We start from the raw sequence: 14,476 nt of genomic DNA on the forward strand, positions 1-14,476 counted from the left end.
ATAGAACCGGTTTGTCTGCATTGTTCTAATGCTTCTGCTAATTTAGGACGATGATTATTTTTACCTGTTTCCGTTTCTAAATACTCTTTGAGAATTTTTGAGTTATCCTTCACATATGTATTTATAATCTCTCGCTGAGCTTCAATACCAAGTCCGATGATTTGTTGTTTTATAGTACTTTGACGAAGATATGATATATAGGTTTTCATACAATTGATGTCAAATTTGCATAAACTGATGGCTCCTTAATTTATCGTTAAATCTCTCCGTAAAGGTAAAAACTATATAAATCTTGTAAAAGATGAGGCAGACCGAAGGCTTACATAACAATCAACTATCGTGGTATTTCGAAAAGAGAATTGTATGCAGCTATGGCAATGCAAGGAATGCTTGCAAGTGGTCTAAAAATAACTGGAGGAGAATTTGCTTCACAAGCTGTTTCGTTAGCCGATTGCCTTATTAATGAATTAGATAAAGACGAAGAGTAACAACCCTATAAAATTCCAAATCATTATGTCAACTCAAAATCAACAGTTAGCAAAACAAGAACAGTCAATGACACCAACATTCGACCTTTTCAACCCTGTAACATTCGACCTTGCTCAACGCATGGCGAATATGTATAGCCGGAGCGACCTTGTACCGAAGCAGTATCAGGCATCACAAGGAAACGAACAGAAAGCAGTCGCCAATATAATGATTGCTTTGGAAACGGCTCAACGCATTGGTGCCAGTCCGCTTATGGTTATGCAGAATATGTATATCGTTTACGGTCAACCTGCATGGAGCTCAAAGTTTCTTATCGCTACGGTCAATTCCTGCGGAAGATACAATTCCCTGAAATACAAATTCGACAAACTTGGCGAAGTAACTCTTCCCGGTACGCAAACCAAAGTAGATAACTGGCAATGTATAGCGTACACCACCGAAAAAGGCAACGATGAGATTATGGAAAGTATTCCGGTATCTATCGACATGGCTATCAAAGAAGGATGGTACACAAAGAACGGTTCTAAGTGGCAAACCATGCCTAAACTAATGCTACAATACCGAACTGCAACATTTTGGACGCGCGCCTATGCTCCTGAATTGTCGATGGGATTAAAAACCGATGATGAAGTGTACGATATTGTCGATGTTCCTTACGAAGAAATACCTGTCAACGTAGAAGAAAAGGTAAATCAGGAGATAAAGAACCATGCCAATAGCGAAACGCTGAACATGGGCGGTTCTTCCAAATCCGCACCTTCAGGAGAAAATACACAAGGCGAAGGCGACCAAACACCGCCCCCTGCTAATAATGGTCAATCAGGCAGACAGCCTTCATTCTTATAAGATATGAAAAAAGTAATAGTCCTATATGCCGTATATGATGACCAAAGTGGGCATTTCGCAATGCGTGCTTACGATGAAAGCAAGAGGGAATTAGCTGAGAGAGATATTGATATGCTAGTCTCACTCAATGCAGACAAATCATACTTTTTAGAAACAGTAGATTTTATAGAATAATGAAACTAAGGGTACTAAACAGCAACAGCAAAGGCAACTGCTATATACTTCAAAACGAAAATGAAGCATTGGTGATAGAATGCGGAGTTAAGTTTTCCGAAGTAAAGAAAGCATTGGATTTCAATGTAAGTAAGGTTGTTGCTGCTTTAGTATCTCACGAACATGGCGACCATGCCAAATATGTGAACGATGCGCTTAATTCCGGAATAGAAGTTTATACCTCTCCCGGTACTATAAGTAAACTAAAGTTGAAGAGTAATAAGCTGCCGGTAGCAATGCAATCTAAAAAGATTGTCCAGTTGGGCAATTTCAAAGTAATGGCGTTCGATGTGAAGCACGACTGCGCCGAACCTTATGGGTTCCTTATCGACCACCCCGACACAGGAATAATACTGTTTGCTACCGATACTTACTACTTACCCTATAAGTTCGACAATCTTTCGCATATCCTGTTAGAGTGCAATTATTCTATGGATATCCTGAATGCCAACTACAACGAAGGCAAAGTACATAAGAAAGTACGTGACCGGGTTATAGAATCTCACATGAATGTAGATACCTGCTGCGATACACTTCGAGCAAACAATCTTACCGATGTAAGAAATATAATTCTCCTGCACCTTTCAGATAGCAATTCGAACGAAAAACTATTTATGAAGCAAGTAAAACAAGCAACAGGCAAACGTGTATTTGTCGCTAGTCGTGGCTTTGAAATTGAGTTAAACAAAAATCTCTTCTAATCATATGGGAAATAAAAGAGTAGATAAATCAAAAGAGATATTCGGTTTGGATAAAATTCCCGATCATATCCTGAATAAACAACTTCTTGTTGAACGCGGACAAAGAGAAGCATATATACAAGAGTTAGAGCATGACCGTAAGGAGCTTAGGAAAGAAAATCAAAAGCTAAGAGAAGAACTAAACAAGTTGAGATAATGCTGATAACATCATTCAAAGATTTGGTATTCGAAGCCGAAGGCATACAGGAATTTGTGGACGAAGATTATTCCGGTATTGAAGAAAGCCCCGAACTCATAAAAGAGCGAGGTAATAAGCTGTCTTCCTTTATTGCGCGCACAGGTAAAATGATGGCAGATGCTAAATACCACCTGAACGAACTCCGCAAAGATGAAGTATTGGAATCCATTGAAAAAATATTACTGGAGGGAAAACTGTCGGCCGGAGTGCAAAATGCACTTATTGATAGTATCTGCAAAGAAGAACAATTCCTTCTCGACCAGGTAACCCAACTGAATAAAACCTGCAAATATCAACTCGAATGGTGTCGCTCAAAGCTAAGTATGGCAAAAGAAGAAATGAATTTCAATAGAACGTGGACACATGGAAAATAGAAAAATAGATAAAGTATTATCAGACGAAAGTTTAATGCCTTTCGGTAAATACAAAGGTAAGGAAATGGCGAATGTTCCTGCATCATATCTCATTTGGATATATGACAACAACAAATGTACTCCTGATGTAGCCAATTATATCGAAGACAATATGGACGCTTTAAAATTGGAAATAAAGCAACAGGAGAGTAACAAGAAAAACTGGAACGCATATAATTCTAAATAATCTAGCGATGAAAGTCTGCCCTACCTGCGGAAAGAAGAACGCAATAATTCCTGTCGGTTATGAAGATTGCTTGAACTGCATCCAAAAAGCAATAGATGAGAAAGAAGGTAAGAAACCGAAACGCAATATTAGTCACGAAGAAGACAACATACAGGAAGCATTCTTCAGTACTGCGAGAATGATATTTCCTAAACTGGATAAATTATTATTTGCGGTTCCCAATGGTGGTAAGAGAGACAAAAAAGAAGCTGCTAGATTCAAAAGACAAGGAGTAGTACCGGGTGTATCTGATATCCTTTGTTTGGTTTCCAACAATACACATACGATGCTATGCCTGGAAACTAAAACCGAAGAAGGTACCCAATCAGAAGAACAAATAAAATTTCAAAAGCAGATAGAAGCTGCCGGAGGTTTATACCTCATTTATCGCAACGCTGCCGAAGGAATAGAATTACTCAAAGAATATTTATCAACAACTAATTACAGATGAATTATGGAAATAAAACATTGCGGGAAGTGCGGTCAGGATAAACCGAAAAGTGAATTTTACACATCATCTAAAGCAAAAGATAGATTACAAGGTTGGTGTAAAAAATGTATGTGCAACAAGAAAAGTGGTGGGGGTAAAAATGAGCCTTTAGGGCGAGTTAAGTCCGAATCATTTGCAGGAGTAAATAAACGCCCACAATCAAACGAAAACAACCCTCTTTCAAATTACACACCTAGAGAACTAATGAGAGAATTACATGACAGAGGCTACGAAGGAGTGCTAACCTATACAGCTAAAATCAATATATCTCAAATGTAAAACTATAAATAATATCTAAAATTATGCACAACTGGTTTATATCAAAAGTTCAACATGAAAAGATACTGGAGAACGGAATGCAGAAAAAGGTTACAGAACCTTATTTGATTGATGCTTTGTCTTGGACAGAAGCAGAAGCTAGAACGATTGAAGAAATTAAGCCGTATGTATCCGGCGAATTTACTATCGTAGATATCAGTCGTTACCCTCTAAACGAATTATTCTTCAACAAAAATGGAGACAGATTTTATAAAGCTGTTGTTGCCTTCATCGCTTTGGACGAAAGAAGCGGTTCGGAGAAAAAGACCAAAGTAAATATGCTTGCTCAGGCTTCCGACCTGCAAATTGCAAAAGATGTCATTGTTAAAGGTATGGAAGGAACACTAGTAGACTATGAAATAATCGAAGTCAAAGAAACACTGATAATGGATGTGTTCCCATTTTCTGACACCGAAGTCAGAACAATCACTCTTTAAAACAGGATTCTAGCCCCGCTTTCGGGTGGGGCTTAAAATTAAGAAAAGACAATGGCAAAAACCGGACTAATATATTACAATGTCGATACAAACAGGTATCAGGACAGACGTATAAAACGCCTGAAGAAAGACTTCAAGTGTGATGGTATTGCCGTTTACGATTACATACTGTGCGAGATATACAGAGTAGAAGGATGTTTCCTTGTGTGGGATGAAAATACTGCCTTTGACGTGTCCGAATACTTTGGCTTGAAAGAAACAACGGTAAAAGAAATAGTAATATACTGCGGTGCTGTGGGGTTATTTGATAAAACACTGCTCACACGCGGGATAATAACATCTTTATCTATCCAAAAGCGATATCTCGAAATGTGTAAACGTGCCAAACGAACCAACTTCGAAATTCCCGAAGATATCTGCATTCAGGAAGAACAGGAGAAAATTACGGAAGAAACGCAAAAACTTCCCGAAGTTTTACCGGATACTCCCGAAGATATACCACAAAGTAAAGTAAAGAAAAGTAAAGTAAATATCTATCTCTCTAGCGCGCGAGAGAATCGGCTTGTTTTTGAATCTCTTCTTCCGTTAATGGAAGAATTGCTTAACGATCAATCTTGCATCGAAGATTTTCAGCGAACCGCAGGTGCGCCATATCCCGACAATGAAACTATTTCCGATAAGGTCAAAGAGTTTTTTGTGAAGCTGACAGTTGATGGCGAAGACACGAAAGAACGCAAGGATGCTATCTATCATTTCAAAAGTTGGTACCGGCAGCAGGCAGAAGTAGAGAGAATACAAAATCAGAAAGGAGGTAAAAATGGAACAGAGACAAGGACGGCTCACAATGGAGCAAACAATAAACCTGCAAAAGAGACACCTAGAGACTATACAAAAAGGTTCTGAGTTTGACCTTACTATTCCGGCGGTATGTGAAAGTCATGCACAGTTTGTAAAACGCATCGGCAACAATTACATGAGCCGGGAGTTCAGAGGCTTCGATGTCGATGATTATAACCGGAAGCTGCTAACCTTCATGCTGTATTATTTCAACAATTGCAAGTTAGCGGAAAATGTTTTCGAGGGCGAAGATTATAAAATTCACAAAAACATTATGCTGATAGGCGAACCGGGTACCGGGAAAACAATCATCATGCAGATATTTTCTGACTACCTGAGACTGACTAGGAACCCGAATTTTTATCACAACCTGTCTGTTACCCAAATGATGAATTATTATAAAATCAACGGACACATAGACAGGTTCACATATAACGAGAACGGCAAAAACAGCCTTGAGGGTAATCCTTTTCATGTATGCCTGAATGATATCGGACTGGAAACAGAAAAGCAAAAAAGCTTCGGCACCACGCTCGAAACCGTAATAGATGAATTTCTATTCGCCCGATACGAAATATATCAGCAAACATTTATGAAGTATCACATGACTTCAAACCTTACTGTCGATGAATTTCAAAAACGATTCGATGATAGGTTAGTAGATAGGTTCAAAGGATTTAATGTAATCGCTATGACTGGCGAGTCAAGAAGAAAATAGAAATGGAGATTATTCAGCTAGGAAATATAACAGCGATACACGGAGATAGCCAAGAGTATATCAAGACTTTGCCCGACAAATGTTTTGACCTTGCTTTTCCCGATCCGCAGTATGATATCAATGCTACCAATATGAGCATGGGGCAGACTAAAGGCTATGAATCAACAGCAAAACGAGTAAAGAAAGGCAGGTTAAACTCTGGCGGTGGTAAACTGAAGAATAGAATACTTAATCAATCCGATATTGCTTGGGATGATGCACCGCCACCATCCGAATACTTTGACCACCTATTCAGAATATCTCACAATCAAATCATCTGGGGCGGAAACTATTTCCCATTGCCACCCACACGAGGTATTATCGCATGGGATAAAAAGCAACCCTGGACTAACTTTTCTCAATTTGAATTGGCGTGGACCTCATTCGACAAACCTGCAAGACTTTATTCTGGCGGTAGTCGTGGCGGAGATAACATAGAAAAGAAGATACACCCGACACAAAAGCCTGTCTGGCTGTACAAAGCGATTCTTATCGACTACGCAACACCAGGCATGAGAATTATAGATACTCACGGCGGTTCCTTCTCTCTAGCAATAGCCTGCCACGATTTAGGATATGAACTAACCATTTTCGAGAAAGATAAATTCAATTTCGACAATGCAGTAAACCGTCTAAAGTGGCACCAACGACAAACCCAATTATTCACAGGTCGCGAACAGCAAGCTACTCATATTCAAACAAGTTTTTTAGAATGAAAGATATTCTCTTAGGATGTGAGGAAAGCCAGGAAGTATGCAAAGCATTTAGGCAGCTAGGGTTTAATGCTTATTCCAACGATATACTCCCATGTTCGGGGGGGCATCCAGAATGGCATTTACAAATGCCTGTACAAGAAGCTATAAAATTAAAGAAGTGGGATGCAGGTATATTCTTTACTCCTTGCACTTATTCCTGTAACAGCGGTGTAAGATGGTTGGCGAAAGATGGAATTATTATAGACCAGACAAGATATGAGAATATGATTTACTATGCTTCATTGCTAAGAGATTGCCTAAACTCAGATATTCCTTTTGTTTCTTGTGAGAATCCGATACCACACAAATATGCTTTAGATATTATCGGCAGAAAATATGACCAGATAATTCAACCGTGGCAATTCGGACATGGAGAAACAAAAGCTACCTGCTTATGGCTAAAAGGATTACCAATGTTACAACCTACAAATATTGTTGCAGGACGTGAACAACGAATTTGGAAGCTGCCACCATCCGAAGATAGAGCAAAGTTAAGAAGTAAAACATATTCTGGTATAGCTCAAGCAATGGCTGAACAATGGGGCAATTTTCTTCTGTCTGGAAAACAAATAGAATCACACATCCAATTAAAAATATTTGAATGATGAAAATATTTACAGTAAAGCGTACCATCAACGGAAAACTATTTCTAAAAGATGAAGATCGGATATGTGCCAGAGGTTGGTTATCTGCCTATATAAAACTTCTGGTAGGAATAATAACAGGTCGATTCGATTCCAGTTGCAAAATAGACGGAATGCTAATAGAAGAAATACCTGTCTCCGATGATGAAATGCTAGATATTATGATTGACAATAAACTAAATAAGTAAAAACTATGGCATATCAAGATTATAGACCAGAATATGAATACCTATGGGGATTAGGTTTTATTGAAACAGACAATGGGGAAAATCATCCATACGAAAGATGGAACGAACTAAAACTAAATGATAAATTAATATTACACATGGATGCTTTTTGGGATTTTCAAGTAGAACCCTTTGCAGACGCAAGCTTTATACCTATTTGCTTTTCATGCGATGAAGAATTAGAAGATTTTATTAAAGCATTCAGAAACTGATACTACCCATAATGAACGAAACAGAAACAAACATTTATGAAGATTGCGGAAAGGAATTTGACGCAACCGGAGTGCCTGATAACACGCCTTACGCAATGTGTTACCAATGCTGGGATGATTACTGTATGGAAAATTTACCAATTGACGGAAAAGAACTTTGAAATATGAATATAGTAACATTTGAGCAAGCAAAGAAATTGAACGATTTAGGGTTTACGCAAAGGGTAGAACATACCTATTGCCTGCATCAAAAATCAGGAAATCATAGATTAATGAGTCCTTTTGGAAGAATGGATTATAATCAGAATAATAACAGGGACAATTCAGAGAAAGTAGCAGTATATTATTCCGCCCCCACCATTTCCGAAGCCCTGCAATGGATAAGAGATAACAAGGGTATTTATTGCGGTATTGGTTGTGGATACGATGTAGATAACGAGATCTATTATCATGGCCATTTTTTTACCGACAATCCATATTTCGTTTGTGAGGATATTTATGAAAACACTTATCCCAAAGCCGAATCCGCTTTACTTGATGCAGTATTAACCTATTTAATAGAGAAGATATGAATTTAAACGAATTTACAATAAACAAAAGCCAATGCGAACTATATAAAATCAGGCATCAATCTGGGATGTATTGGGCTGATATAACACTTGACTATAAAGATAAGACAGGTAGAATACAGATTGCATCTGATTACGGCAGTTGGCAAAACTATTGGGGTGCTTGTGGATGCTCTTTTAAAGAGTTCCTGACTAAAATTGATATGTGGTATTTTGCAGGAAAAGTGGGCGAGAGTGATTGGTTCGATTCAGATGCGACACACAAAAGAATCAAAAAAGATATTATTGAATCAAGACGGGGTAACGATATTTCAGAAGATGAAGCCCGTGATTTATGGGATGTTGTGAATGATATGTTTATTGATATTTGCGGGAAAGAAAGCTATTGGCATCATGCTTACGATAATGATAAACTTTGGAGATTCTATAGAGAACCTTACGCTTATCCTTGTATTACCGATATTTCGCCCCAATTCAAACGATTCTGGAATGAAGCGTGGGTTGTATTTATAAATCAGATAAAAGAAGAAATTACCGATCTTCAACTTGATTTAGACAACGAAGCAGAATATACTGTCGGTAACAGACGTATGTACAAGAAAGAGATTAAGGGGAAGAAAGAACGAATAAAAGAACTCGGTTTCAACTATGACGATCTGATATATTAACTATTTTATTTTTTATAACATGGAAGACTACAGTTTTTGTAGTCTTTTTTTATTGAAAAGTTCACAACAAAGTTTACAACATTTCTAAAACACAAAAGAGCCTCAATTCCTTGAAACCCTTTGTGCGCACGGCGAGACTCGAACTCGCACATCCATACGGAAACTACCCCCTCAAAGTAGCGTGTCTACCAATTTCACCACGTGCGCATGGTTTTAAACAAAAAATGTGACCTCCTGTCACATTTGAGCGAAAGACGGGATTCGAACCCGCGACCCCGACCTTGGCAAGGTCGTGCTCTACCAACTGAGCTACTTTCGCAATTGAGAGTGCAAATATATAGGCTATTTTTATTTTTTCAAAATTTCTTCCTGTCTTTTTTAACCTAAAATTATTATTTACTCTATTTTTCTGTCTAAAAAGCAAAGAAGTCTCTAAAAATAACTCTAGAGACTTCTTTTATTTCAATGATTACGGGTTATTTTACTTCCCATACATCCTGTTTCATCAGATAATCTTTAAGCTTACGAACCGGATTCTTTTCCTGAACTTCCTTTATTTGCTCTGCAACACCCCTGTCGTAAGTAGGGCCTTTTGCATCACGGATAACGCCTAAAGCGAGAGGTAAACCGTTTTCGGGAGACATCAGTCCCAGCTTCATGTGTAATGTGTTATCTTTGGTCGTAGCATCATGTACCAATACGTCATCGATAGTATAGCCGTTCTGGCCGATTATCACATCTTTTATCTGCCAGCCATCTATAACAAGCCCCTTGTCTTTATTCGCCCCGAAAAGCATTTTCTCGCCATGCTTAAGCAAAATGGTGCGTTCTGCTCTCCATGCTTTGTCTACGATGTTATCGTGGATGGCGTCGTTAAATATCACACAGTTTTGCAGTACTTCTACTACAGATGTACCCGCGTGCTTAGCCGCAAGGGTGAGTATCTCCGTCGTATTAGCCAAATCGACATCGATACAACGCGCGAAGAAAGTACCCCGTGCGCCCAATGCCAGTTCTACCGGATGGAACGGGTCTTCCACAGTTCCATAAGGAGAAGATTTAGAAACAAATCCCCTGTCCGATGTTGGGGAGAACTGTCCTTTGGTCAGTCCGTATATTTTATTATTCAGTAGCAGAATGTTAATATCCACATTACGGCGTACCGCATGTATAAAGTGATTACCCCCAATAGCCAGACAGTCTCCATCGCCGGTTGCCAGCCATACCGACAATTCGGGCTTCGCGGTTTTTACCCCTGTGGCTATTGCGGCGCCACGCCCATGAATAGTATGGAACCCGTATGTGTTCATATAATATGGCAGACGGGACGAACAACCGATACCCGATATCACTGCCGTCATGTGAGGTTCTATATCCAGCTCGGCCATTGCCTTGTGTAAGCAATTGAGAAGAGCATGATCTCCACATCCCGGACACCAACGCACATACTGATCGCTCTTATAGTCTTTTGACTGATGGGATGAAGCCATCTTTAAATTTACGTCTATCATAATTTTACTCTCCTAACTTCTTTGTAAATGCATCTATTAATTCAGAAACGGCGAAAGGTTGCCCTTCAACCTTGTTGTAACAGGAAACTTGTAATCCCGGAACTTTTTCCATCAGATAACCTGCAAGCTGCCCATTGTTAAGCTCGGCTACAATTATCTTCTTAAACTTCCTGAGTAGAGATTCCGTATTCTTAGGCAACGGACTGATAAAGCGGAAATGCGCCAGAGCAACTTTATCCCCGGCTGCGTTCATTTTTTCCACAGCTTCGCGCAGATGCCCGTAGGTGCCACCCCAGCCTACAACCAGTAAGTCAGCGTCTTCGCCTCCGACCAGTTCGAGTTGAGGGATTACATCTGCTACTTTATCTACTTTGGCCTGACGTACATCGGTCATCTTTTGATGATTGTCGGCATCTGTGGATATAGCTCCTGTGTTAAAGTCTTTTTCGAGACCTCCTATACGATGTGTATAGCCTTCCAGTCCGGCTTCTGCCCAATAACGAACCATTGTTTCGTCATCGCGTAAAGCGCTGCACCACTCATTTCCTTTATATTGCGTTACATCATGCGGCACGATTGGCGGATATTTATCCAGATCGGGTATGCGCCATGCTGACGAGCCGTTTGCGATATAACCGTCAGTTAATAGTACAACAGGCATAATATGCTCCAGGGCGATCTTGGATGCCCAATATGCCATATCGAAACAGTCTGTAGGGCTTGCAGCGGCTAAAACCACAATTGGGCTTTCCCCGTTACGTCCGTACAATGCCTGACGTAGGTCAGTCTGTTCTGTTTTAGTAGGTAATCCTGTAGAAGGGCCTCCGCGCTGTACGTCGATGACAACGAGCGGCAATTCGGCCATTACAGCCAGACCGATGGCTTCACTCTTCAGTGCCAGACCCGGCCCCGATGTAGATGTCGCTGCCAGGCTTCCGGCAAAACTGGCACCGATAGCCGTACAAACGCCTGCAATCTCATCTTCAACCTGAATGGCCTTGACCCCGAGTTGCTTAAATTTTACCAGTTCATGCAAAATATCGGTAGCGGGCGTAATCGGATAAGAACCTAGAAACAGCGGTTTCCCTGAATTTTCCGAAGCAGCGATTAAGCCGTAAGCTGTCGCCGTGTTACCATTCACATCTATATAAAAGCCTTTATCAACATTTACGGTTTCTACCCGGTACGACGATATAGACATGTCTGTATTATGACCATAATTAAATCCGTCTGCCAATACTTTCAGATTGGCTTCTACCAGAACGGGTTTCTTCGCAAACTTAGCGGAGAGCATGTGGTTGGCAACGTCGAGCGGACGGTTAAACAACCAGCATACAAGCCCTAGTGCAAACATATTCTTACTACGGATACGGGATTTCATATCCATCTCCATCCCTTCGAGGCTACTTTTTGTCAGCGATGTTATGGGCACAGACATTATCTGTTGGGTAGTAAGTCCCAGTTCTTTGAATGGGTCTTCTGTGGCAAACAAGGCTTTTTCCAAATCCCGTTTTTGGAAAGAGTCACTATCTACAATTATTACCGAATCTTTTTTTAAGGATTTTGCATTTACTTTCAGTGCAGCCGGGTTCATCGCGACCAAAACATCCGATTTGTCCCCCGAGTTATAGATTTGGTTACCTAAATGTACCTGAAACCCTGATACGCCAGAAAGGGTGCCTTGAGGAGCACGGATTTCGGCCGGAAAATCAGGGAACGTAGATATTTGGTTCCCAAAGATTGCGGAAAGGTTGGAAAAGATGGTTCCGGTTAACTGCATACCATCTCCCGAATCGCCAGAAAAACGTACGACTATGTCTTTTACGTCTTTAATTTTTACTGTGTTTTGCATTGCTAATATTTAAATGACGGATCGTATTTTAAATCATTGAACAAAGGAAAAAAAGTATTCATGAATAAACAAACTTATTTAGACAAAAATATCAAAATAAGTAATTCAAAATATTTAGACACAAAATAAGTAACTGTCGAAAACAAATAAAAAACTGTTACCTTTGAGTTACTTTTTTCACCTTTGGGTCAATAATACGAATCAGGGGTTGAAAGATACAGTAGCTTATTCTCCAGAAGGGATTGAAGGTGGATAACCACGGGTAAAACCTGTGGAAGGGACTGACTGAAAAATATGTCTCAGTAGGAGGCTAATACAAAAACCAGCCCCATTCGCCTCCTACGGAGACGGTCTATTACTTTCCGCTTTCTCCACGGGTTTTACCTGTGATTATGCATATCAGGCAAAAGAACAACAAGGATACTAAAATTTTAATATTATGAAAAACAGTTCACCTTTTCTTAAGTTATTCGCTTTTATCGGACTGAGTATTTTATTATTAGCATGTACCAAGCCAACAGACAAAGGGCTTCCTATACCTGTCATAGAAGCCGGAACTGCTAAATTGTCCGGAAAGATAGTAGGTTACAAAATTGATAGTACTGCCTTTACTGTAGCAGTTCCACAACCTATAACTTTAGACTTTTTCAGACAAGAACTAAAAATAGCGGGTGACGGTAGTTTTTCGATAGAAATTCCCATAGAAACAAATCCTGCAATAGGTTTTTTACATGATTCATATTCAGCTAAAGGATTTACTATAAATTTTGAAGCTAATAAAGAAACAAAAATAATTATTGATAATGATTCTATCACTGTCGTTTCAGGGCCTGATTTTTATACAGAAAATAATATACACACACAAGAGGCTATGGTAAAAGCTGGGCAATTAGGAGCAAAATATGATCTTCTTACAAAAGCGGTCTTTGACAGTTGCCTTGAGAATCCCCAGAAATACCTTCCTATAAATCAGTATGACCTGGACAAAAGACTTGATATATTTCGTAAAGATTCTTTATTATCAGAACAGAGCAAAATATTTCTTACCTATTACCTGAAATCTATGCATATAAGCAACGCGCTTCAATTCACGGAAGAGATGGATATGATATTCATAAATATAAAAGAAAAGGATGATACAACAATCATTAAAGTAAAGGAACCGGATTTACCATATTATACCTTTATGAAAGAGTATGATTTGGGAAACCCTTACTATTTGTATAGTGAAGTCTATGGGAGGGTATTTCAAACCATGCTTCGGAATGAAACATTTAATATTCCGGAAATAAAAGAAACGCCTATAAAAGAATGGGCTGCAAGCGTTAAACATACAATGGCTGATTTGGTAGGAACCGATACAGGGTTGTTCTACGATATGGCAATCGCGCAAGCCTATATGCGACAGTTATCATATCAAGTGAAACCATTATCAGACAAACAAATACAAAACATAAAGGATTATTGGGGGAATACCGGATTGGCGCAAGTTATTCTTCGGAAAAATGAAGAAATAGTTAAAATAGCGACATCCAAAGGAAAATCTATATTAAATGAAACACCTGCTGTTGCCAAAGAGAAACTAATGGAAGCCATTATCGATAAATATAAAGGGAAAGTTGTTATGGTCGATTTCTGGGCTACATGGTGTGGTCCTTGCCTTAATGCGATGAGAGAGATATTACCCCTTAAAGAAGAACTGAAAGGTAAAGATGTCGTTTTTGTGTACATTAGCAATACTTCATCTCCGGCTAAGTTATGGCAAGAAAGAGCCGAAGGAATAGGTGGTGAACATTATTATCTGACAGGTGAGGAATGGGATTATATTTCTGATAATCTAAATATTGAAGGGATACCCGCTTATCTACTCTATGATAAAAACGGAGTAATGAAATACCAAACAATAGGTTATCTCGGAACAGAAATATTAAAAGAGAAGATCGAAGAATTATTCTAAGTAACTGTTAGGAAATTTCACGAATTCTTTTTCATAAGAGAAAGGTTAAGAGTTCTTCGTTCATTTTTAGCTTGTTTTCGGCTAATTTTCTCTTTCACTCAGCTCAAGTAGCCCGC

Annotated in this window: 22 protein-coding genes and 2 tRNA genes; 19 read left to right on the plus strand and 5 right to left on the minus strand. The window is 39.2% G+C overall.

Annotated features, from left to right (window positions below; genetic code table 11):
* On the minus strand, positions 1 to 209 hold a 209-nt coding region (locus D0T84_RS07800), incomplete at its 3' end, for a recombinase family protein (protein ID WP_163307324.1).
* Positions 210 to 513: 304 nt separating this feature from the next.
* Between D0T84_RS07800 and D0T84_RS07805 the strand changes: the two genes are divergently transcribed.
* Genes D0T84_RS07805 through D0T84_RS07890 form a run of 18 tightly spaced genes read left to right on the plus strand, consistent with a single transcriptional unit; the run spans position 514 to position 9,040 of the window.
* Entirely contained in the window at positions 514 to 1,335 is an 822-nt protein-coding gene (locus D0T84_RS07805) for a hypothetical protein (RefSeq protein WP_221413126.1), read from the plus strand.
* A gap of 3 nt (positions 1,336 to 1,338) precedes the next feature.
* Positions 1,339 to 1,509: a hypothetical protein gene (locus tag D0T84_RS07810; protein ID WP_163307326.1), complete on the plus strand. Its 171-nt coding sequence runs from the start codon at positions 1,339 to 1,341 to the stop codon at positions 1,507 to 1,509.
* Positions 1,509 to 2,249, plus strand: coding sequence for an MBL fold metallo-hydrolase (locus tag D0T84_RS07815; protein ID WP_163307327.1), 741 nt, complete (start codon positions 1,509 to 1,511; stop codon positions 2,247 to 2,249). Before D0T84_RS07810 ends, D0T84_RS07815 begins: the two co-directional genes overlap by 1 nt.
* A gap of 4 nt (positions 2,250 to 2,253) precedes the next feature.
* Positions 2,254 to 2,445, plus strand: a complete 192-nt coding sequence (locus D0T84_RS07820) for a hypothetical protein (RefSeq protein WP_163307328.1) — start codon at positions 2,254 to 2,256, stop codon at positions 2,443 to 2,445.
* Positions 2,445 to 2,861: a hypothetical protein gene (locus tag D0T84_RS07825; RefSeq protein WP_163307329.1), complete on the plus strand. Its 417-nt coding sequence runs from the start codon at positions 2,445 to 2,447 to the stop codon at positions 2,859 to 2,861. The genes D0T84_RS07820 and D0T84_RS07825 overlap by 1 nt, the downstream gene beginning before the upstream one ends.
* Positions 2,851 to 3,087 carry a putative quorum-sensing-regulated virulence factor gene (locus D0T84_RS07830; protein WP_163307330.1) on the plus strand — a complete coding sequence of 79 codons (237 nt, stop codon included), beginning with the start codon at positions 2,851 to 2,853 and terminating at the stop codon, positions 3,085 to 3,087. The genes D0T84_RS07825 and D0T84_RS07830 overlap by 11 nt, the downstream gene beginning before the upstream one ends.
* Before the next feature lie 7 nt (positions 3,088 to 3,094).
* Positions 3,095 to 3,577 (plus strand): VRR-NUC domain-containing protein, encoded by a 483-nt coding sequence (locus D0T84_RS07835; RefSeq protein WP_255495259.1) that lies wholly within the window; start codon positions 3,095 to 3,097, stop codon positions 3,575 to 3,577.
* A 3-nt stretch (positions 3,578 to 3,580) separates the two neighbouring features.
* Positions 3,581 to 3,895 carry a hypothetical protein gene (locus D0T84_RS07840; RefSeq protein WP_163307331.1) on the plus strand — a complete coding sequence of 105 codons (315 nt, stop codon included), beginning with the start codon at positions 3,581 to 3,583 and terminating at the stop codon, positions 3,893 to 3,895.
* A gap of 23 nt (positions 3,896 to 3,918) precedes the next feature.
* Positions 3,919 to 4,371, plus strand: a complete 453-nt coding sequence (locus tag D0T84_RS07845) for a DUF4494 domain-containing protein (RefSeq protein ID WP_163307332.1) — start codon at positions 3,919 to 3,921, stop codon at positions 4,369 to 4,371.
* Between the two features lie 51 nt (positions 4,372 to 4,422).
* Positions 4,423 to 5,274: a DUF4373 domain-containing protein gene (locus tag D0T84_RS07850; RefSeq protein ID WP_163307333.1), complete on the plus strand. Its 852-nt coding sequence runs from the start codon at positions 4,423 to 4,425 to the stop codon at positions 5,272 to 5,274.
* Entirely contained in the window at positions 5,189 to 5,926 is a 738-nt protein-coding gene (locus D0T84_RS07855; protein ID WP_185155712.1) for an ATP-binding protein, read from the plus strand. Before D0T84_RS07850 ends, D0T84_RS07855 begins: the two co-directional genes overlap by 86 nt.
* A 2-nt stretch (positions 5,927 to 5,928) precedes the next feature.
* Positions 5,929 to 6,681 carry a site-specific DNA-methyltransferase gene (locus tag D0T84_RS07860; protein ID WP_163307334.1) on the plus strand — a complete coding sequence of 251 codons (753 nt, stop codon included), beginning with the start codon at positions 5,929 to 5,931 and terminating at the stop codon, positions 6,679 to 6,681.
* Positions 6,678 to 7,325 carry a DNA cytosine methyltransferase gene (locus D0T84_RS07865; RefSeq protein ID WP_163307335.1) on the plus strand — a complete coding sequence of 216 codons (648 nt, stop codon included), beginning with the start codon at positions 6,678 to 6,680 and terminating at the stop codon, positions 7,323 to 7,325. The genes D0T84_RS07860 and D0T84_RS07865 overlap by 4 nt, the downstream gene beginning before the upstream one ends.
* The gene (locus D0T84_RS07870) at positions 7,322 to 7,552 is read left to right on the plus strand and encodes a hypothetical protein (protein WP_163307336.1); all 231 of its coding nucleotides are present in this window, start codon (positions 7,322 to 7,324) and stop codon (positions 7,550 to 7,552) included. The genes D0T84_RS07865 and D0T84_RS07870 overlap by 4 nt, the downstream gene beginning before the upstream one ends.
* 5 nt (positions 7,553 to 7,557) lie before the next feature.
* Positions 7,558 to 7,803: a hypothetical protein gene (locus D0T84_RS07875; RefSeq protein ID WP_163307337.1), complete on the plus strand. Its 246-nt coding sequence runs from the start codon at positions 7,558 to 7,560 to the stop codon at positions 7,801 to 7,803.
* A gap of 11 nt (positions 7,804 to 7,814) precedes the next feature.
* Positions 7,815 to 7,964 carry a hypothetical protein gene (locus D0T84_RS07880; protein ID WP_163307338.1) on the plus strand — a complete coding sequence of 50 codons (150 nt, stop codon included), beginning with the start codon at positions 7,815 to 7,817 and terminating at the stop codon, positions 7,962 to 7,964.
* A 3-nt stretch (positions 7,965 to 7,967) separates the two neighbouring features.
* Entirely contained in the window at positions 7,968 to 8,375 is a 408-nt protein-coding gene (locus D0T84_RS07885; protein WP_163307339.1) for a hypothetical protein, read from the plus strand.
* Positions 8,372 to 9,040: a hypothetical protein gene (locus D0T84_RS07890; protein WP_163307340.1), complete on the plus strand. Its 669-nt coding sequence runs from the start codon at positions 8,372 to 8,374 to the stop codon at positions 9,038 to 9,040. Before D0T84_RS07885 ends, D0T84_RS07890 begins: the two co-directional genes overlap by 4 nt.
* Positions 9,041 to 9,163: 123 nt before the next feature.
* On the opposite strand, the gene D0T84_RS07895 is transcribed toward D0T84_RS07890, so the two are convergent.
* The 4 genes from D0T84_RS07895 to D0T84_RS07910 all read right to left on the minus strand — a co-directional run bounded on the left by D0T84_RS07895 (position 9,164) and on the right by D0T84_RS07910 (position 12,403).
* Positions 9,164 to 9,247 (minus strand) — tRNA-Leu (locus D0T84_RS07895).
* Between the two features lie 39 nt (positions 9,248 to 9,286).
* Positions 9,287 to 9,359, minus strand: a tRNA-Gly gene (locus D0T84_RS07900).
* Positions 9,360 to 9,516: 157 nt separating this feature from the next.
* The gene (locus tag D0T84_RS07905; RefSeq protein WP_163307341.1) at positions 9,517 to 10,551 is read right to left on the minus strand and encodes a 2-oxoacid:ferredoxin oxidoreductase subunit beta; all 1,035 of its coding nucleotides are present in this window, start codon (positions 10,549 to 10,551) and stop codon (positions 9,517 to 9,519) included.
* Positions 10,552 to 10,555: 4 nt separating this feature from the next.
* Entirely contained in the window at positions 10,556 to 12,403 is a 1,848-nt protein-coding gene (locus tag D0T84_RS07910) for a 2-oxoacid:acceptor oxidoreductase subunit alpha (protein ID WP_163307342.1), read from the minus strand.
* A 439-nt stretch (positions 12,404 to 12,842) separates the two neighbouring features.
* On the opposite strand from D0T84_RS07910, the gene D0T84_RS07915 reads away from it, so the two are divergent.
* A complete protein-coding gene (locus D0T84_RS07915) occupies positions 12,843 to 14,360 on the plus strand; it encodes a TlpA disulfide reductase family protein (protein ID WP_163307343.1) in 1,518 nt (505 codons plus the stop codon).
* Positions 14,361 to 14,476 lie beyond the last annotated feature (116 nt).

The organism is Dysgonomonas sp. 521 (assembly GCF_010501055.1).
GTDB lineage: Bacteria > Bacteroidota > Bacteroidia > Bacteroidales > Dysgonomonadaceae > Dysgonomonas.